The organism is Flavobacterium sp. GT3R68, from assembly GCF_007109225.1.
GTDB lineage: Bacteria > Bacteroidota > Bacteroidia > Flavobacteriales > Flavobacteriaceae > Flavobacterium.
The window spans coordinates 29,839-47,655 of record NZ_VJZK01000006.1; the positions used below are offsets into that span (position 1 = coordinate 29,839).

Here is a 17,817-nt window from a genome sequence, read left to right on the forward strand (position 1 = left end):
TATCAAGCATTCAAATTTACGATACAACCAGCTTTAACTAGCATGAACCCTTTCTTTTCCGGTATAGGCTACTATTAACGCCATAATTCCAAGAGCCATATTCAAATATGCTGCGGGCTCATTGATATTAAATGCATCTATTACATAATGGACGGCGGGAACAAAACGAAGTATTCCTACCCCGATAAGCAATAAACCAAGTAAAATACAATAACCTTTTGCATGTTTTTTTAACCCCAGAACAATACCCATGACACCAAACATTATTTGTATAATAGCGAATGTAAAACTTGTGGTCAATACATTAAAAATAACATCACTGTAAATACCCCAAATCCCTGCCAGAAGCAAAAAAGCACCGATTACTACTGAAAAGATGTTGTTTATTTTTCCAGAATCTAACATAATTTCTAACTTTTAATTTGTTTTTCTACATTAAAATTAAGAAAAAATAATGGATTAATTTTCCTATTTAACATATAATAAAACAGTACGTAAAGCCCTTTAAAAATTGGCCTGATAGCTCTAATAAATGCCCACTAACCCTTCTGTTTTATACCGTATTTTCCTACTTAATAAACATTCGCTATATTTAACGCAATTTTACAACACTATGCAAAATTAAGTCAGTAATATAATAATGAAAGAAGAAGTAATCATATTCAAGAATATCAACAGACTTTGGTTTTAATCCAAAATTCTGCATCATCAATTACATCTGGCTATTTGTTTAACAACTAATTAAACGAATGCGTTAAAATGGAAAGTTTTGTATATTGCATTCATAAAAACCAACTTTAACCCTTAAAATAAATAAGTATGCGTCCAATCGTTAAAGATATTCTGGCAGTCCTTGCAGGCTTCATTATCGGAAGTTTGGTAAATATGGGGATAATCATGATCAGCGGTAATATTATTCCGCCACCGAATGGTGCAGATGTCACAACGATGGAAGGATTGAAAGCGTCAATTCACTTGTTTGAACCCAAGCATTTTATTTTTCCTTTTTTAGCTCATGCCTTAGGAACTTTTACCGGTGCTTTTTTAGCGGCTAAATTTGCTGTTACCCATAAAATGAGGTTTGCGATGATTATTGGCGTCCTTTTTCTGATTGGTGGAATAGCCAATATTTTAATGCTCCCTTCTCCTACTTGGTATACCATTTTGGATTTAGTTGGTGCTTATATTCCAATGGCTTACCTGGGCGGAATATTAGCATTGAAAAAATAGCATATGAAGCTTACCGCGCCATGCCTTGAAATTTCTGTTTATACTTTTGTTGTTTGGCTTCCATAATGCTAATGGTCAGAATAAGCCTGTTCGGATAAAGATTAAATTGCTGCCACCGATTGCCGTATTTCGGACAAATGGAAAAAAGCTGTCAAATATAGGTTAAGTAAAGCTACCTTAAAGCGGTTTTTAATAAAATATTAAAGTAAAATGATCATTAGAGAATATAAACCTTCCGACAAAAGTAGAATAATGGAACTTTTGAAGCTAAATACTCCCGAGTACTTTGCGCCTGCAGAAGAGCAAGACCTGATGGATTACCTGAACAATCATCTGGAAAATTATTATGTTGTAGAAGAAAATGGTTTTATTGTGGGCTGCGGAGGTTTCAATCGGTCAGACGATCCAGAAATCGTACGGATTTCCTGGGACATTATAAATCCCGAAAGTCAGGGAAAAGGAGTTGGAACCGCCTTGACAAAATTCAGAATCCAGAAAATTAAGGAATTAAAAAACATCAAAGCTATTGTTGTCAGAACCACCCAATTGGTTTATCCATTTTATGAAAAACTTGGATTTAAACTTAAATCGGTAGAAAAAGATTATTGGGCACCTGGATTTGATTTATATTATATGGATCAGAAAGCAGATTCCTTTCATGAGTAGATTTTCATTTTAAATCCTCTCTGGGATCTTGACTCTTTTGATTTTGTATCTTTGGACACCTGAAATCCAGCAACAATGAACATAAAGCTCGTAGCCATCGGCAAAACCGATAATAAAGCCTTACAAACACTTATCGATGATTATCAAAAGCGATTGTCTTTTTATATCAAATTCGACCTGGAAATTATACCGGATATCAAAAATGTAAAAAACCTCTCAGAAAGCCAGCAAAAAGAAAAAGAAGGCGAATTGATTTTAGCAAAACTTGCCCCAACTGACCAACTTATTTTATTGGACGAAAATGGTAAAACCTTTTCTAGTGTCGGACTTTCAGAAGAACTCCAGAAGAAAATGAATTCGGGTGTAAAAACGCTGGTTTTTGTAATTGGTGGTCCCTATGGATTTTCGGAAACTGTATATGCCAAAGCCCATGGTAAAATTTCACTATCGTTAATGACTTTTTCGCATCAGATGGTCCGTTTGTTTTTCATCGAACAATTGTATCGTGGGTTTACCATTTTGAAGAATGAGCCCTACCACCACAGATAGTATAAATTCCTGAAAAATATTTACGTCATCACAATCTTCGCAGGAATGACAGCCAATGTGTTGTGGGAGTTAGCAGCCCAACAGCCTCTAAATAGATTTACTATATAAAATGACCGCTTCCATCGCTTCTTTAACATCATGAACCCTCAAAATATTGGCCCCTTTTGTCAGAGCAAGGGTATTTAAAACTGTAGTCCCGTTTAAAGCTTCTTCGGAACTGGAATTCAATGGTTTGTAAATCATGGACTTTCTGGAGAATCCGACCAACAATGGTAATTCCAACATTTGAAATAATTCAAATTGCTGCAAAATTTCGTAATTCTGTTCCATTTTTTTTGCAAATCCGAAACCGGGATCAATAATCAGGTCATTAATACCAAAACTTCTGGCTTTGGCTGTTTTTTCAGAAAAATAAAATAGCATTTCTTTGATGATATTCTCATATTCCGTCAGCGCTTGCATCGTTTGAGGCGTACCGCGCATATGCATCATGATGTAAGGAACCTGCAATTCCGCGACCGTTTCCAGCATTTTTTCATCCAGGCTTCCGGCAGAAATATCATTGATAATCGCCGCTCCTTTTTCAATACAAATTTTAGCGACCTGACTTCTGAACGTATCAATTGAAAGTATGGCATCCGGGAAGTGTTTTAAAATCAGATCCACCACAGGAGCGATGCGGGATATTTCCTCTTCCTCCGAAACAAATTCTGCATTGGGTTTGCTGGAATAAGAACCCAAATCAATGAAAGTGGCACCTTCAAACAACATTTTTTCAGTTTGAGAAAGCAGTTCTTTTTCGCTTTTATACTTTCCTCCGTCAAAAAAAGAATTGGGCGTAATATTCAAAATCCCCATTACTTTCGAAGTAGATAAGTCGATCAGCTGTCCCTTGCAATTAATAGTCATCCGTTTGTGGTTTTAAAGACTTTAAAATTCCTGCATTCAAAAAAATTATTCTTATTTTTGAAAAAATTTGATACAAATATACACCAATAATGAAGAATACTCTCGTGGAATATGATAACGTGATTGCAATTTGCCGCACACTGTTTATCAACAAAATGAAAGATTACGGAAGTGCCTGGCGCATTTTAAGATTACCGTCATTAACCGACCAAATCTTTATAAAAGCCCAAAGAATCAGAAGTTTACAGGAAAACGAAATTCGAAAAATTGATGAAGATGAAACGGGTGAATTTATCGGAATCATCAACTATTCCATCATGGCATTAGTCCAATTGGAATTAGGCATTGCAGACCAACCTGATTTGGATGTCGAAAAAGCCACGAAATTATACGACGCAAAAGTCCAGCTCACAAAGGATTTAATGGAAGCCAAAAACCACGATTACGGTGAAGCCTGGCGTGATATGCGGGTTAGTTCACTGACCGATTTGATACTTCAAAAATTATTAAGGGTCAAACAGATTGAAGATAACAAAGGTAAAACATTGGTCTCTGAGGGTATTGATGCCAATTATCAGGACATGATTAATTATGCCGTTTTCGCGTTGATTTTAATGGATTTTAAAAAGTAATTATGAAAAATACAATCGTTCAATTCTCCAGAATAGTTGTTGGTATACTGTTTATCATCTCGGGATTGATTAAGCTGAACGACCCCCTGGGATTCTCTTATAAACTAACCGAATATTTTAGTGAACCGGTATTCAATATGCCTTTTCTGGTTCCTTTTGCATTGGCTTTAGCTTTGTTTTTAGTGATATTGGAGGTCGTTCTCGGCGTCATGCTGCTAATTGGGTTTCGACCTAAATTTACAATTTGGAGTCTTTTACTGCTGATTGTGATGTTTACTTTCCTGACCTTCTACTCGGCCTATTTCAATGTGGTGAAAGACTGTGGTTGTTTTGGTGATGCACTTCATCTGACACCATGGCAATCGTTTACCAAAGATGTAATTCTATTGTCTTTCATCCTGATTCTATTTTTCAATATAAGGCTGATAAAACCATTATTCCGAAAATCTATTCAGAACATGGTAACATTAGTGAGTTTTGTTCTTTGTGCTTTTATGGGGTCTTGGGTATTGAACCATTTGCCACTGAAAGATTTCCGTCCATACAAAATCGGTAATAACATCCAAAAAGGAATGGAAATTCCGGTAGGAGCACCACAGTCAGTGGTGGAAATGATTTTCATATACAAAGTCAATGGTGTGGATAAAGAATTCACCGAAAAAGATTTGATGTCACTTCCTCCAGGGGCCACGTTTGTAGACAGAAAAGACAAAGTAATTACAGAAGGTTACGTCCCTCCTATTCATGATTTTATTATGGAAAAAGACGGTTCTGATTATAAGGACGAACTCCTGAATGAGCCTAAATTACTGATGTTCGTCGCATACGATTTATCGAAAGCAAACCCTGCTGCGATGGCCAAGCTGGAAAAATTGAATCAGCAGGCTAAAGCCAAAGGGTATAAGGTAGTTGGAATGACAGCTTCGACCAAAGAAGAAATTGCCAAAATTATAACCGCCAATCATTATACATTTGATTTTTATTTCTGTGATGCCATTCCGTTGAAAACAATCGAAAGAGCTAATCCAAGTATTATTGTTTTAGAAAAAGGAACCATCAAACAGAAACTGCATCACTACGATATGGACGATTTATTGTTGTAGTAATCGACAAAAACATTAGTATTCCTTTGTGAAACTTGTTAGAAGGCCCTGCTTATCTTTGTACACCAATAAAATGATTGCAATGAAAAAAACATACCTGCTCCTTAGCCTCTTTATGATAATTGGGTTGGTTATCTTTTCTTTTTGGGAAAACCCAAAAACCGAATTCACAAAACAAAGTCTTGAAAATAAAATGCTGGCTTTTGACAATTCAGAAATTGCATTCAAAGACATTCTGAAAAAATACAAAGGCAAAACCATTGTAATTGATGTTTGGGCTTCCTGGTGCAGAGATTGCGTCGGTGGAATGCCTAAGGTAAAAGAATTACAGAATGCAAATCCGGACGTAGTATATCTGTTTCTTTCGATGGATAAATCCTATGATAAATGGAAACTTGGTATCGAAAAGTATGATGTTCAAGGGGAACATTATCTGGTTACCGACGGAATGCAGGGCGTTTTTGGACAGTCCATTGATTTAAACTGGATCCCAAGATACATGATCGTTGATAAAACCGGAAAAATCGCTCTGTATAAGGCAATTGAAGCAGATGATGAAAAAATAACTGCCACGCTAAAAAAAATAAAATAATGAGACATAAAATTATTGCAGGAAACTGGAAAATGCATAAAAATGCTGAACAAACTGAGGACTTATTGAACGATTTGATTGATAAGCTTCCCCCTGATGTTCAAGTGGAAATTATTGTTGCTCCTACATTTGTCAATTTAGCGTCAGCCGTAGATCATCTGGAATTTACCAATATTGATGTAGCTGCTCAAAATATGCATCAGGCGGAAAGCGGTGCTTTTACCGGCGAAATTTCTGCAGAGATGCTGAAAAGCATCGGAGTCAACACTGTTATTCTTGGACATTCCGAACGTCGTGCCTATTTTCACGAAAATGATGCACTATTGGCATCAAAAGTAAATAGCGCATTGGAACATGAATTGCGTGTTATTTTTTGCTTTGGAGAAGAATTGAAAGACCGGCAGGCAAAACAGCATTTTAGTATTGTTGAAAACCAGCTTCATGACGGACTATTTCATTTGGATGCAAAAGACTGGGGCAATATCGTTTTGGCTTACGAACCAGTTTGGGCGATAGGAACAGGAGAAACTGCCACTCCGGAGCAGGCGCAGGAAATGCATGCTTTCATACGCGAAACGATTCGTTCCAAATACGGAAGTGATGTTGCTGAAGGAGTTACTATTTTATATGGTGGCAGCGTAAAGCCTGACAATGCTAAAGAAATATTCTCAAAACCGGATGTCGATGGAGGATTAATTGGAGGTGCAGCCTTGAATGCAGCCGATTTTGCCGCTATTGTAAGCGCGGTGTAAATACTGATCATGAATATTCTAAAACTTAAAGGTTGGAAGTATTCCTTCCTCTTTTTTTACTTTTCAATAGTCAATATACGAGAACCAAAACAAAATAGAATCATCTTTTGAAATACAAACAAAAAAATCCTGTCCATTAATCGGACAGGATTTTTTTATTTACAAATATAAAAACATTATTTCCGTTTAATCAATCTGACCGTTTGTTGGTCAACCCCTTGTTTTACCTTGGCAATATAAAGACCAGTCTCCAGTTCTTCCCCAAACTTAATTAGCTGTTCATCATTATTTTTGATATGATTTATCAATCTTCCTGATGTATCATATATTGATACTTCGACTTTTTCATCACCACCACCTTTGACAACTAAAGTAAATTTATTACCACTTGGGTTAGGAGAAGCAATCACATTCAGACTATTTTCAGAATAATTTACAATAGACAAAGGAGGTGGACTAAACAATTCACTACTAGCCAGAGTTACCCGTGTCAATGAAGCATCTGTGGCATCTCCGCCAGTTACTAACACTTTTCCGTTGGACAAAAGGGTTGCAGTATGCCACTGGCGAACACCTATCATTGAAGCGGTCGCACTCCAGGAATTAGTTGCCACATCATATAACTCACAATTGGAGATACTGCCAGCAGAACTATCGCCGCCGGTTACCAGTACTCCGCCACTTGACAAAATGGTGGCAGTATGAAAGGAACGACTATTTGCCATTGAACCTCCTGCACTCCAAGTATTTGTTAACGGATTGTATAACTCGCTACTGGATAATTTGACATCGGAATCCCCACCGGTAACCAGTACTTTGCCATCTAATAAAAGTGTCGAAGTAAAGTCGATACGACTTGTAGCCATCGAAGTGGCTGTACTCCATGTATTGCTTACCGGATCATATAGCTCACAACTTAATAAATAAGTGACACCGTTTCCTCTTCCCCCCGCTACCAGGACTTGACCATTAGGTAAAAGGGCCGCAGTATGATGGTAACGACCATTCGCCATTGAAGCACCTGTACTCCAGATATTTGTTGCCGAATCGTATAGCTCACAACTCAATAATTTGACCATGGAAAAATATCCGCCGGTAACCAGCACTTTGCCATCTGTTAGTAGGGTGGCAGTATGAGAGGGCCTGGCATCGACCATTGAAGGAGCCGCACTCCATGTATTGGTTACCGGATCGTAAAGCTCACAACTGGTTGAAGCACCACTCCCGCTTACTGCTCCACCTGTTACCAATACCTTACCATTAGTCAAAAGGGTGGCGGTATGATTCACACGGCCTGTCAGCATCGAAGCGGCTGCACTCCACGTACTGGTTGCCGGATCATATAGCTCACAATTGGATAATGGACCGGTGGCCGTTTGGGTTTGACCGCCAGCTACCAACACTTTGCCGTTGGACAAAAGTGTGGCAGTATGAAATTCCCGCTCGTTCACCATCGAAGCGGTGGCACTCCATGATTGTGCACTTGTCGTAATGGTTCCCAATAAGAGCATTGCCATACATTTGCAAATAGTTACTATTTTATCCATAATATCTAATTTTACTTATTATTTGACGCCCAAATGAATACCGCTAAGTTACTAATTAACAACTATATACGAATGAATGTGCTTGTAAAAAACATCAAATCCATTTCCAATCATTTAGCCTTTTAAGTCGATAACTTTATATTTTAAAAATTACTATTTTTCCTGGCTCTTTTTTTTACTTTTAATAATTCAATAGAGGAGATAACATTACCTTTGCAAAAAAAATATCACATATGTCAAATATATATTTAGGCTACCATTTTTCGGTAGAACCAAAAGAACCGGGATCGGAAATCCTGGTGGCGGAATTAGGGGAATTGCCATTTGAAAGCTTTATCGAAAGCGAGGTGGGTGTGATTGCCTATATTCAGAAGCAGTTTTGGACAGAAGATATCCTGGAAGACATCCATATACTGAGTTCACCTGAATTCGTTGTTTCTTATAAGATAGAAGAAATTGAACAGGTTAACTGGAATGAAGAATGGGAAAAGAACTTTGAAGCGATTGATGTTGATGGAAAATGCCATGTGCGTGCGCCGTTTCACCCAAAAACGGATGCCGAATATGATATTGTGATTGAACCTAAAATGAGTTTTGGAACGGGTCACCACGAAACCACCCATATGATGATCCAGCATATATTGGAAACTGATGTCAAAGGAAAGAAAACCTTGGATATGGGTTGCGGAACGGCGATTTTGGCGATTTTGGCTGAAATGAAAGGAGCTGAACCAATCGATGCCATTGATATTGACAATTGGTGTTATCAAAATTCGATTGAAAACGCTGAACGTAATAATTGTCATCATATAACCGTTTATGAAGGTGACGCATCATTATTAGCCGGAAAAAATTACGATGTTATCATTGCTAATATCAACCGGAATATTTTATTGAACGATATGCAAACCTATGTGGACTGCCTTAACCTAAATGGCATTTTACTGCTTAGCGGATTTTATGAAGAGGACATTCCTTACATTGATGCATCCTGCACGGAGAAAGGGTTAACGTATGTTAAAAAGTTTCAAAAAAATAACTGGGTATCATTAAAATACGTAAATTAGTTATACGAAATCTGATGGAAATTAACGACAATAGAAAAGAGCATTGGGATACTGTTTATTCAACCAAACAACCCCATGAAGTCAGCTGGACGCAGGAAAAACCAATCACTTCCCTCGATTTTATTACTCAGACAAATCTTGACAAATTCGCCAAGATTATCGATATAGGAGGCGGCGACAGCAGATTGGTTGACTTTTTATTAGACGAAGGGTATCAGGATATTACGGTTTTGGATATTTCGGCAGAAGCATTGGAAAGAGCCAAAAAAAGATTGGGAAACAAAGCGGATAAAGTAAATTGGATCGTTTCGGACGTTACGGAATTCATACCCGAAACTACCTTTGACATCTGGCATGACCGGGCTGCGTTTCATTTTCTGACAACAGAAGAGCAAATCAAAGCCTATACAGCAACCGTTGCGAAAGCGGTTACAGGATATTTGATTATTGGTACTTTTTCTGAAAATGGCCCACAAAAATGCAGCGGCTTAGATATTAAACAATATACAGAAACAACGCTGGAACATCAATTTTCCGATTCATTCAAAAAATTGAAATGTACAACGGAAGACCACGTCACTCCTTTTGATACCACACAGAATTTTTTATTCTGCAGTTACAAAAGAGAAAATTCGAACTAGTTTGGGAATTCATAATTCATAATTCATAAATTATAAAGCTATGAGTACAAAAGAAAAAATACAGGAAAAAGTCATCTTAAAAGAAGCCGTTTCGTTTGATAACGAAATTGTAATGTATAATGATGATGTGAATACTTTTGATCACGTAATCGATACGTTAATGAAGGTATGCAAACATAGTTCAGAACAGGCAGAACAATGCTCATTAATAGTACATTACAAAGGAAAATGCACCGTAAAGACAGGGCCCATTGATGAATTAACCCCTCAATGTTCCCTCCTTTTAGAAGCCGGCTTAAGTGCCGAAATAGTATAAGTTCCGATTGTTGGACTGGCAATCAGAAAATAGATTTTAAATTACACACATGGAAGAATACGGGAAAATCTTAATCGTTGCAATGCCTCTTTTTTTATTATTGATTATAATAGAAAAAATCTACGGGCTTTACAAAGGAGAAGATACCGTGCCGTTAATGGATGGCGTCTCCAGTGTCAGTTCCGGAATTACCAATGCAGTTAAGGACGTTTTGGGACTTAGCCTCACATTTATTTCTTATAGCTGGATGGTTTCCAAGGTTGCTTTATTTGAGATGGAAGCCAATGCATTGACGTATTTCATTGCCTTTGTTGTTATTGATTTTTATGGATACTGGACACATCGGCTGGCACACCAAGTCAATTTTTTCTGGAATAAACATGCGATTCACCACAGCAGTGAAGAATTTAATCTCGCCTGTGCCCTGCGCCAGACGGTATCTAGTTTTGTAAACTTATTTACTTTCTTACTTATTCCTGCAGCGCTTCTGGGCGTTCCTCCAACAGTTATCGCAATTACACTTCCCATTCAGTTATTTTTACAGTTTTGGTATCATACCAAACACATCAAAAAAATGGGCTTTTTAGAACATATCCTAGTTACCCCATCGCATCATCGGGTACATCATGCCATCAATCCGGAATATTTGGACAAAAACCATTCACAGATATTCATTATCTGGGATAAATTATTTGGAACCTTTCAGGCTGAACTGAATGATGTTCCCCCTGTTTTTGGTATCACAAGACCAGCGCTCACCTGGAACCCAATCCGGATTAATTTCCAGCATTTATGGCTTCTGATCACAGACGCTTGGCGCACGGAAAACTGGCAAGACAAATTTATCATTTGGTTCAAGCCAACAGGCTGGCGGCCCGAAAATTTTGAAGAAAAATATCCTGTGCACAAAATTACAGATGTGTACGGTTTTGATAAATACGGAACTCAAAATTCCCCTAGATTAATTTATTGGTCGGTCGCGCAGGCTTTAATCACCTTGCTTTTTGTGAGTTATCTTTTTAACAACATTGCTACCATTGGTCTCCCAAACATTTTTATCTATGGATTGTTCATTTTCGTAAGCATATACAGTTACACCGAATTAATGGATGGAAAGAAATTTTCACTATTTTGGGAAAGCATCCGTTTGATTTTTGGGATTGGATTGGTATTGTATTTTGGTGATTGGTTTGGATTTAATTCTATAGTACCTAGTGGAAATTATATTGTAGGAACTTACTTGGTATTTTCTCTTTTAATAACGATTTATTTTGTAGCTTTCGAGTTCAGGAGAGAAAAAACAATACTCCTCAATACTTAAATTTAATCTATGAAAAATAATGTACTGCTTCGGAGTTATATTGTTTTCAGCGTTTTTTATTTGTGCCTCATTTTAATTGGAAAAGTTGACATAGCTTGGTTTCTCAAGCCTCTACCCCTTCCTTTCTTATTGATTTCTGTTTATAATTTTGAAAAATTCCCGACAAAAAGCTGGCTGTTCAGCGCTTTGGTTTTTTCATGGATTGGGGATATTATCCTGATGTTTGCATTTAAAGGTGAACTTTACTTCATTCTCGGATTAATTTCCTTTCTTATAAGTCATCTGCTGTATATTATTCTATTCGTAAAACAGGGAAATACGACAAGGCATCGAAAGAATATCATTTTTTGGATTGCATTTATTTTGATTCTCCTGTATCTCAAAAATATGCTTGGATTTCTTTATCCAAAATTGGGCGATTTAAAAATTCCCGTTACGATATATGCACTTACCATTTCAACGATGCTACTGATGGCATTAAAAGGATATTTCAGCTGGAAAAAGCCTGAAAACATTACCATTCTTTTTGGCGCTATATTTTTTGTGATGTCCGACAGTATTTTGGCAATCAATAAATTTTATGAACCGTTACCGTATGCCAATTTTATGATTATGATGACCTATCTTATAGCGCAGTTTGCCATTGTGGTTGGAATCGAAAATTTAAATCGGAAAGGAATCAGCAAATTACAAAAATAAATAAAAGCCCCTAATGGGGCTTTTATTTATATATAGAAATATTATCCTCTTGTAAATATTTATTTTTTTCTACAACAGAGTTTTTAATGTGGCAATTTATCCTTTACCCATCCATATAAAAACGTTCCAATCAATGCGCCCAATAATACCAGAATTATCGGAAAATAACCCGCTCCCAACAATATAAATATTGGTCCGGGACAGGATCCTACCAATGCCCAACCCAATCCAAAGAGTATTCCTCCAATCCAATAGCGGAGCGAACCTCTTTCTTTATCTAATATTTCAATGGGTAACCCTTTGATGTCTTTAATCTCTTTTCTTTTTATCATCTGTATTCCAATCAATCCTGTCCCTATTGCCACCATAATAATTCCATACATATGGAACGATTGAAATTGGAACATTTCGTATATTCTGTACCACGAAACGGCTTCTGATTTGGTCAGCACAATTCCGAAAACAAATCCGACCAATATATATTTTAAGATGTTATTCATAATTAAAAAATTAAAGGTAAAATGAAATAAGCCATAATAAGTCCACCAAGAAAAAATCCGATAACAGCTTTCAAGGAAGGAATCTGCAAATTACTCAATCCTGAAATAGCATGTCCCGAAGTGCAGCCACCTGCATAACGCGAACCAAAACCAATTAAGATTCCGCCTATAATCAATATTAAAATCATTTTTGGGGACTGAAAAATAGCATTTCCGAACAACGCTTCCGGTACTAATTTACCGTTGGGGGCATCGATTCCCATTTGGGCCAATTGCTCGATTGTTTGCGGGTTGATATCCACGTTCGAAGGATCACTCATAAAATGAACCGCTACAAATCCGCCTAACATGGCTCCGGCGATAACAAACAGATTCCAACGCTGTGATTTCCAGTCATAATTAAAAAAAGGAACATATTTACCTGCTCCTGCCATGGCGCAAAGCGAACGAAGATTAGAAGACATGCCAAATACTTTTCCGAAATAAATCAGGCATAACATAACCATTCCAATTAAAAAACCTGATATATACCAGGACCAGGTTTGAGAAATAAAATCCATATTGCTTATTTTTTTTACAAAAATAGTATCTTTATATGATTAAACTGAAAAAATAAATGTCATCCACTAAAAACGTTGTCGGCTGGTTTGAAATCCCTGTAGCAAACATGGAAAGAGCCATCAAATTTTATGAAACCGTGTTTGATTATCAACTGTCCAGACACCAAATGGGGCCGTTGGATATGGCGTGGTTCCCCTGGCAGGATGACCCGGATGCGGCTGGTTGTGCGGGTTCGTTGGTGTATCATAAAGATTTCTACAAACCTTCTGATAATGGGACGTTGGTGTATTTTATCAGTCCTTCCGGCGATTTACAGAACGAATTATCCAAAATCAATGATGCCGGTGGCAAAGTATTTGTAGAGAAAATACAAATAAGCCCAACGCATGGTTTTATGGCTGTATTTTATGATACAGAAGGCAATCGTGTGGCATTACATTCCTTAAAATAAAATTCGAAACCAAATGAAAATCAAAATTTCCCTGCTTCTGTTGTTCCTTATTACGATTACTTCCTGCGTAAGCACCAAATCTACTTTGAAAAATGTGGATGACAACGCGCCCATTCCCAAATTAAATCCTGACAATACTTTTGTCATCACCCAATACAGCAAGGATCCGAAATACGGTTACAATGCCGATTATCCCATCAATATCTTTTTCCGGAATACCAAAGATGAAAACGTTAACCAGCAACGATTTTTGGATGCATTGACAGGCCCGAACGGCGAGGCCATCATGTATAAAAAACTGGAAAGCTGCTGTCCGTTTCCAACAAAACGCAGTGAAATGGGAGCCGGATTTCTGGATGTATATGAAGTGACCTGGAAAGGACAGAGTAAACCCGTCAAATTGTATATCAATATTTACGAGAAAAGTGTTTTGATGGTTCCGGTTGGCTTTGGACTGAAAAAAATCAATTAAAAGGGAATGTCCTAGCCCAGATTACTTCACTAAACATTTATTTTAATTGGAGTTCAGTGAATTTCATTTGCAGCGGCATCCCACGCCTTTTTGCGTGGATATAGCGGATAGCTGGAAATAGCTCCAAATAAAAACATAAAGTAATTCCATATTCTCATTTCCTAATTATCTTTGTACTTTCAAAAAAACTAAAAAATGAACATTCACAATATTCCTCAAATCAAACATACTGAAAGTGGTAATTTCTTTTTGCTTGCCGGGCCCTGCGCCATTGAAGGCGAAGAAATGGCGATGCGTATTGCTGAGAAATTAATTGGCATTACCGATTCTTTACAGATTCCTTTCGTTTTTAAAGGGTCTTTCAAAAAAGCCAACCGCTCCCGAATTGACAGTTTTTCCGGAATTGGGGATGAAAAAGCATTGAAAATCCTGCGTAAAGTATCCGAAACTTTTCAGGTGCCAACCGTAACGGATATACATACGAATGAAGATGCGATGATGGCTGCTGAATATGTAGATGTGCTTCAGATTCCTGCTTTTTTGGTTCGCCAGACGGATTTGGTGGTGGCTGCTGCCAATACCGGAAAAGTGGTTAACCTGAAAAAAGGACAATTCATGAGTCCGGAAAGTATGAAACATGCCGTTCAGAAAGTATTGGACTGCAACAATCAGAATGTGATGTTAACGGATCGCGGAACGATGTTTGGGTACCAGGACATGATTGTGGATTACAGGGGTATCCCGACGATGCAGCAATATGCAACGACGGTTCTGGATGTGACGCATTCGTTACAACAGCCCAACCAGACTGCCGGAGTTACCGGGGGAAGACCTGATATGATTGAAACCGTTGCCAAAGCGGGAATCGCTGTTGGTGTAGACGGTATCTTTATTGAAACTCATTTTGATCCGGCTCATGCCAAAAGTGACGGTGCCAACATGCTGCATTTGGATTATTTTGAAGGATTAATGACCAAATTGGTCGCTATCAGAAAAACGGTAAATTCATTTTAATAATTATATAGAAAATAGTTATCATTTTTTTTGGTAGCTATTTTTTTTATCACTTACTTTGCTATTCAAAGTACTTTAAAATGGAAGAGCAATATTTAAAAGACATTAGTGAAATAAAAAATATGATGAGCAAATCATCCCAGTTTATTTCATTAAGCGGTTTCTCAGGAATCATAGCCGGTATCTATGCATTGATTGGTGCTTTTGTGGCCCATCAATTGATAGAAAACCATGAAGGGACCTATATAACTTGGGAGAGTACCACGTTCCGGCTGATTGCACTGACCGCCTTTTTGGTGTTTTTATTATCAGTTATAACCACGGGAATGCTGACGTATAGCAAAGCTAAGAAACACGGAGAAAAAGTATGGAATGCGACTTCCAGAAGATTGATGGTCAATTTTTTAATTCCGTTGGTGACCGGCGGTATTTTTGCGCTGCTGCTGCTTCGCCACGAACATTATGAATTAATTGCACCGGTAACGTTACTATTTTATGGAATGGCCTGTGTCAATGCAAGTAAATATACATTGCGTGATGTACGTTATCTTGGGCTTACAGTGATTATTTTGGGTTTAATTGCAACTGAATTTATTGGGTACGGCATACAATTCTGGGCGATGGGTTTTGGTGTTTGCCATATTCTTTACGGTACAATCATGTATTATAAATACGATAGAAAATAATTGTGCAAAACATCATACAAAATATCAATAAGGCCTTTGATCACCGAATTCGTTTGGGGATTATGTCAGTTCTGATGGTGAATGAATCTGCGGATTTTACTACGCTGAAAGAACTTCTGGGCGTCACTGACGGTAATCTTGCGAGCCATACCAAAGCTTTGGAGCTTGAAAATTATATAGCAATTGAAAAACAATTCATCGGAAGGAAACCCAATACCAGCTATAGGGCTACGATTGAGGGCAGAAAAGCATTCAAGGAGCATATAGATGCTCTGGAAAAATTAATTGCTCCGCCAATTCGCTAACGCTCGGGTCAAAAGTAGTAACCTATTTTTTTATCTATTAACTTTGAAATTCAAAGTACTTTTAATCAATTAAAAACAAAAATTATGCAACATTTAAATTTAGAAAGTCAGCACGTGAATGGGCGTTTCTCAACGGAATTAGCTATCGGTTCGTTCATCATAGGGACGGTCTTTTTTATTTTACACCAAGTATATCCAAATGCGGATAGTGTGTTTATGATGGGTTTTATGTATGTAGCCACCGCGATTCTACTCAATGCCATCATGCTGATTCATTTAGTGTATCATTTTCTACTTTGCCCGAATCAAAGTGAATACATCGCCATAAAAATGATGATTCTCCTCAGCAACATCCCTATTGCAGCCATGTATTACCACATCATTTTCAGCTAATCACTAATTCATTATTAAACAAACTAAAAAACAAAAAAATGGAAAACAACGAAAACCAGAATCCAATTAGTTTCTTTCAGTCTAACACTGCCAAAATTATCATGGTGGGTTTACTGACGCTCATTTTACTAATTCCGCTGGAATATGTAAAAAACCTGATTAGTGAAAGGGCGCAACGTCAAAAAGAAGTAATTGCGGAGACCAATGATAAATGGGGAGGAAATATCTTTTTCTACGGACCGATATTAAAAGTTCCGTACACTTATTTTGATGAAACGCTTACCGAAAATGCTACAACCAAAGTAACCGTAAAACAGAAAACGGCGCACACGGCCTTTGCTTATTTTTTTCCGGAAATGCTTAAAGCTAAATCCGATGTAACCACTAAAGCACTGAACCGTAATAATTATGAATCGGTTGTATTTAGTTCCAAAATGAAATTGACAGGACATTATATTCAGCCAAATTTTAGCAACAGGAATATTCCCAACGAAAACATCCAGTGGGATAAAGCCACAATTTTAATTAAAACCACAAATCTGAAAAGCATCAAGGACGAAGTGAAAATTAACTTCGGGAACATTAATTATACCTTTGAACCAGTTTACAATATAACCCCGGGCGATTCCACTGAAGCTCTCGAAACAGGCTATATTGATTTGACAAAAACTCTGGGCAACCAGAAAACAGCTTTCAATATTGATATTACCTACAACGGCAGCAAGCAGATAAAGATGGTTCCTATAGGAAAAACGACCGGATTGAATATGAAATCCAATTGGGCATCGCCGAGTTTCACCGGAAACTTTTTACCGGATGACAAAACAAAACACATTACCAAAACTGGCTTTGAAGCGAACTGGAAAATTTTGCACATCAACCGTGCGTTTGCCCAACAGGTATTTGAAACATTGCCCGATTTAAAACAATATGCTTTTGGAGTGGATTTTGTCATTCCGGTCGACCAATACCAGCAAAATGAACGGGCGTCCAAATATGGCTTTTTAGTGATTGGATTGACATTTTTGATTTTCTTCCTGATTCAATCCATCAGTAAAATCAACATCCATATCTTCCAGTATTCGATGATTGGATTGGCGCTTATCATGTTTTACACCTTGCTAATTTCGATAACGGAACACAGCAGTTTTATGAAAGCTTACGCTATAGCGGGAATAAGTGTAGTGGTTTTGATTACCCTCTATTCCATTTCTATTTTAAAAGACAGGAAATTCCCGTTGTTTATCGGATTATCATTAAGCGCTTTGTATACTTTTATTTACGTGATTATCCAATTGGAAAATTATGCCTTATTGGTTGGCAGTATTGGTTTATTTTTAATATTAGCCGCAGTAATGTATTTCTCCAGAAAAATAGATTGGAGTACCGGTAATTCATAAACCTTATTGTT

Annotated in this window: 24 protein-coding genes; 19 read left to right on the forward strand and 5 right to left on the reverse strand. The window is 37.4% G+C overall.

What is annotated here, in order from left to right:
- Positions 1-33: 33 nt before the first annotated feature.
- Complete coding sequence (locus tag FNW07_RS11510) at positions 34-405, reverse strand: hypothetical protein (RefSeq protein WP_126744760.1); 372 nt, start codon at positions 403-405, stop codon at positions 34-36.
- Positions 406-819: 414 nt separating this feature from the next.
- Between FNW07_RS11510 and FNW07_RS11515 the strand changes: the two genes are divergently transcribed.
- The 3 genes from FNW07_RS11515 to rlmH all read left to right on the forward strand — a co-directional run bounded on the left by FNW07_RS11515 (position 820) and on the right by rlmH (position 2,445).
- Positions 820-1,230, forward strand: coding sequence for a hypothetical protein (locus tag FNW07_RS11515; protein ID WP_126744759.1), 411 nt, complete (start codon positions 820-822; stop codon positions 1,228-1,230).
- A 210-nt stretch (positions 1,231-1,440) separates the two neighbouring features.
- Positions 1,441-1,896 (forward strand): GNAT family N-acetyltransferase, encoded by a 456-nt coding sequence (locus FNW07_RS11520; protein WP_126744758.1) that lies wholly within the window; start codon positions 1,441-1,443, stop codon positions 1,894-1,896.
- A gap of 75 nt (positions 1,897-1,971) precedes the next feature.
- Positions 1,972-2,445, forward strand: coding sequence for a 23S rRNA (pseudouridine(1915)-N(3))-methyltransferase RlmH (gene rlmH, locus FNW07_RS11525; protein ID WP_126744757.1), 474 nt, complete (start codon positions 1,972-1,974; stop codon positions 2,443-2,445).
- A gap of 87 nt (positions 2,446-2,532) precedes the next feature.
- Here rlmH and folP read toward each other — a convergent pair whose 3' ends face one another.
- Entirely contained in the window at positions 2,533-3,354 is an 822-nt protein-coding gene (gene folP, locus FNW07_RS11530) for a dihydropteroate synthase (RefSeq protein ID WP_126744756.1), read from the reverse strand.
- Positions 3,355-3,443: 89 nt separating this feature from the next.
- Between folP and FNW07_RS11535 the strand changes: the two genes are divergently transcribed.
- From FNW07_RS11535 to tpiA, 4 genes are all read left to right on the forward strand, one after another.
- Positions 3,444-3,986 (forward strand): DUF1599 domain-containing protein, encoded by a 543-nt coding sequence (locus tag FNW07_RS11535; RefSeq protein ID WP_126744755.1) that lies wholly within the window; start codon positions 3,444-3,446, stop codon positions 3,984-3,986.
- Positions 3,987-3,988: 2 nt separating this feature from the next.
- On the forward strand, positions 3,989-5,089 hold the full coding sequence (locus FNW07_RS11540) for a BT_3928 family protein (protein WP_126744754.1): 1,101 nt from the start codon (positions 3,989-3,991) through the stop codon (positions 5,087-5,089).
- Positions 5,090-5,171: 82 nt separating this feature from the next.
- The gene (locus FNW07_RS11545) at positions 5,172-5,681 is read left to right on the forward strand and encodes a TlpA family protein disulfide reductase (protein ID WP_126744753.1); all 510 of its coding nucleotides are present in this window, start codon (positions 5,172-5,174) and stop codon (positions 5,679-5,681) included.
- On the forward strand, positions 5,681-6,433 hold the full coding sequence (gene tpiA, locus FNW07_RS11550) for a triose-phosphate isomerase (RefSeq protein ID WP_126744752.1): 753 nt from the start codon (positions 5,681-5,683) through the stop codon (positions 6,431-6,433). The genes FNW07_RS11545 and tpiA overlap by 1 nt, the downstream gene beginning before the upstream one ends.
- A gap of 176 nt (positions 6,434-6,609) precedes the next feature.
- On the opposite strand, the gene FNW07_RS11555 is transcribed toward tpiA, so the two are convergent.
- Positions 6,610-7,980, reverse strand: coding sequence for a kelch repeat-containing protein (locus tag FNW07_RS11555; protein ID WP_126744751.1), 1,371 nt, complete (start codon positions 7,978-7,980; stop codon positions 6,610-6,612).
- A 233-nt stretch (positions 7,981-8,213) separates the two neighbouring features.
- Here FNW07_RS11555 and prmA point away from each other — a divergent pair, with 233 nt between their 5' ends.
- The 5 genes from prmA to FNW07_RS11580 are packed head-to-tail and all read left to right on the forward strand — an operon-like array spanning position 8,214 to position 12,024.
- Positions 8,214-9,047 carry a 50S ribosomal protein L11 methyltransferase gene (prmA, locus tag FNW07_RS11560; protein ID WP_126744750.1) on the forward strand — a complete coding sequence of 278 codons (834 nt, stop codon included), beginning with the start codon at positions 8,214-8,216 and terminating at the stop codon, positions 9,045-9,047.
- A 14-nt stretch (positions 9,048-9,061) separates the two neighbouring features.
- Entirely contained in the window at positions 9,062-9,688 is a 627-nt protein-coding gene (locus tag FNW07_RS11565; RefSeq protein ID WP_126744749.1) for a class I SAM-dependent methyltransferase, read from the forward strand.
- A gap of 40 nt (positions 9,689-9,728) precedes the next feature.
- Positions 9,729-10,004, forward strand: coding sequence for an ATP-dependent Clp protease adaptor ClpS (locus tag FNW07_RS11570; protein WP_126744748.1), 276 nt, complete (start codon positions 9,729-9,731; stop codon positions 10,002-10,004).
- Between the two features lie 49 nt (positions 10,005-10,053).
- Entirely contained in the window at positions 10,054-11,325 is a 1,272-nt protein-coding gene (locus tag FNW07_RS11575) for a sterol desaturase family protein (RefSeq protein ID WP_126744747.1), read from the forward strand.
- A gap of 9 nt (positions 11,326-11,334) precedes the next feature.
- On the forward strand, positions 11,335-12,024 hold the full coding sequence (locus FNW07_RS11580; RefSeq protein ID WP_126744746.1) for a lysoplasmalogenase: 690 nt from the start codon (positions 11,335-11,337) through the stop codon (positions 12,022-12,024).
- Positions 12,025-12,107: 83 nt separating this feature from the next.
- Here FNW07_RS11580 and FNW07_RS11585 read toward each other — a convergent pair whose 3' ends face one another.
- Complete coding sequence (locus tag FNW07_RS11585; protein WP_126744745.1) at positions 12,108-12,524, reverse strand: DUF6691 family protein; 417 nt, start codon at positions 12,522-12,524, stop codon at positions 12,108-12,110.
- 2 nt (positions 12,525-12,526) lie between these two features.
- A complete protein-coding gene (locus FNW07_RS11590) occupies positions 12,527-13,084 on the reverse strand; it encodes a YeeE/YedE family protein (protein WP_126744744.1) in 558 nt (185 codons plus the stop codon).
- Positions 13,085-13,140: 56 nt separating this feature from the next.
- On the opposite strand from FNW07_RS11590, the gene FNW07_RS11595 reads away from it, so the two are divergent.
- The 7 genes from FNW07_RS11595 (at position 13,141) to creD (ending at position 17,806) form a co-directional block, all read left to right on the forward strand.
- Positions 13,141-13,536 carry a VOC family protein gene (locus tag FNW07_RS11595; RefSeq protein WP_126744743.1) on the forward strand — a complete coding sequence of 132 codons (396 nt, stop codon included), beginning with the start codon at positions 13,141-13,143 and terminating at the stop codon, positions 13,534-13,536.
- 13 nt (positions 13,537-13,549) lie between these two features.
- Entirely contained in the window at positions 13,550-14,008 is a 459-nt protein-coding gene (locus FNW07_RS11600; protein WP_126744742.1) for a 2-dehydro-3-deoxyphosphooctonate aldolase, read from the forward strand.
- Positions 14,009-14,203: 195 nt separating this feature from the next.
- On the forward strand, positions 14,204-15,022 hold the full coding sequence (kdsA, locus tag FNW07_RS11605) for a 3-deoxy-8-phosphooctulonate synthase (protein WP_126744741.1): 819 nt from the start codon (positions 14,204-14,206) through the stop codon (positions 15,020-15,022).
- 80 nt (positions 15,023-15,102) lie between these two features.
- A complete protein-coding gene (locus tag FNW07_RS11610; protein WP_126744740.1) occupies positions 15,103-15,708 on the forward strand; it encodes a hypothetical protein in 606 nt (201 codons plus the stop codon).
- 2 nt (positions 15,709-15,710) lie between these two features.
- The gene (locus tag FNW07_RS11615; RefSeq protein WP_126744739.1) at positions 15,711-16,013 is read left to right on the forward strand and encodes a transcriptional regulator; all 303 of its coding nucleotides are present in this window, start codon (positions 15,711-15,713) and stop codon (positions 16,011-16,013) included.
- 84 nt (positions 16,014-16,097) lie between these two features.
- Positions 16,098-16,406, forward strand: coding sequence for a hypothetical protein (locus tag FNW07_RS11620; protein ID WP_126744738.1), 309 nt, complete (start codon positions 16,098-16,100; stop codon positions 16,404-16,406).
- A gap of 38 nt (positions 16,407-16,444) precedes the next feature.
- Positions 16,445-17,806: a cell envelope integrity protein CreD gene (gene creD, locus FNW07_RS11625; RefSeq protein ID WP_126744737.1), complete on the forward strand. Its 1,362-nt coding sequence runs from the start codon at positions 16,445-16,447 to the stop codon at positions 17,804-17,806.
- The last annotated feature ends 11 nt before the right edge of the window (positions 17,807-17,817 follow it).

Bases quoted from the DNA above. Each gene is read 5' to 3' on its own strand.
- FNW07_RS11585 (WP_126744745.1), bottom strand. From the start codon at position 12,524: ATGAATAACATCTTAAAATATATATTGGTCGGATTTGTTTTCGGAATT.
- FNW07_RS11600 (WP_126744742.1), top strand. From the start codon at position 13,550: ATGAAAATCAAAATTTCCCTGCTTCTGTTGTTCCTTATTACGATTACT.
- FNW07_RS11555 (WP_126744751.1), bottom strand. From the start codon at position 7,980: ATGGATAAAATAGTAACTATTTGCAAATGTATGGCAATGCTCTTATTG.
- FNW07_RS11535 (WP_126744755.1), top strand. From the start codon at position 3,444: ATGAAGAATACTCTCGTGGAATATGATAACGTGATTGCAATTTGCCGC.
- tpiA (WP_126744752.1), top strand. From the start codon at position 5,681: ATGAGACATAAAATTATTGCAGGAAACTGGAAAATGCATAAAAATGCT.
- folP (WP_126744756.1), bottom strand. From the start codon at position 3,354: ATGACTATTAATTGCAAGGGACAGCTGATCGACTTATCTACTTCGAAA.
- FNW07_RS11515 (WP_126744759.1), top strand. From the start codon at position 820: ATGCGTCCAATCGTTAAAGATATTCTGGCAGTCCTTGCAGGCTTCATT.
- FNW07_RS11575 (WP_126744747.1), top strand. From the start codon at position 10,054: ATGGAAGAATACGGGAAAATCTTAATCGTTGCAATGCCTCTTTTTTTA.
- FNW07_RS11595 (WP_126744743.1), top strand. From the start codon at position 13,141: ATGTCATCCACTAAAAACGTTGTCGGCTGGTTTGAAATCCCTGTAGCA.
- FNW07_RS11510 (WP_126744760.1), bottom strand. From the start codon at position 405: ATGTTAGATTCTGGAAAAATAAACAACATCTTTTCAGTAGTAATCGGT.
- FNW07_RS11580 (WP_126744746.1), top strand. From the start codon at position 11,335: ATGAAAAATAATGTACTGCTTCGGAGTTATATTGTTTTCAGCGTTTTT.
- FNW07_RS11570 (WP_126744748.1), top strand. From the start codon at position 9,729: ATGAGTACAAAAGAAAAAATACAGGAAAAAGTCATCTTAAAAGAAGCC.
- kdsA (WP_126744741.1), top strand. From the start codon at position 14,204: ATGAACATTCACAATATTCCTCAAATCAAACATACTGAAAGTGGTAAT.
- rlmH (WP_126744757.1), top strand. From the start codon at position 1,972: ATGAACATAAAGCTCGTAGCCATCGGCAAAACCGATAATAAAGCCTTA.
- FNW07_RS11520 (WP_126744758.1), top strand. From the start codon at position 1,441: ATGATCATTAGAGAATATAAACCTTCCGACAAAAGTAGAATAATGGAA.
- FNW07_RS11620 (WP_126744738.1), top strand. From the start codon at position 16,098: ATGCAACATTTAAATTTAGAAAGTCAGCACGTGAATGGGCGTTTCTCA.
- FNW07_RS11565 (WP_126744749.1), top strand. From the start codon at position 9,062: ATGGAAATTAACGACAATAGAAAAGAGCATTGGGATACTGTTTATTCA.
- creD (WP_126744737.1), top strand. From the start codon at position 16,445: ATGGAAAACAACGAAAACCAGAATCCAATTAGTTTCTTTCAGTCTAAC.
- FNW07_RS11590 (WP_126744744.1), bottom strand. From the start codon at position 13,084: ATGGATTTTATTTCTCAAACCTGGTCCTGGTATATATCAGGTTTTTTA.
- FNW07_RS11610 (WP_126744740.1), top strand. From the start codon at position 15,103: ATGGAAGAGCAATATTTAAAAGACATTAGTGAAATAAAAAATATGATG.
- FNW07_RS11540 (WP_126744754.1), top strand. From the start codon at position 3,989: ATGAAAAATACAATCGTTCAATTCTCCAGAATAGTTGTTGGTATACTG.
- FNW07_RS11545 (WP_126744753.1), top strand. From the start codon at position 5,172: ATGAAAAAAACATACCTGCTCCTTAGCCTCTTTATGATAATTGGGTTG.
- prmA (WP_126744750.1), top strand. From the start codon at position 8,214: ATGTCAAATATATATTTAGGCTACCATTTTTCGGTAGAACCAAAAGAA.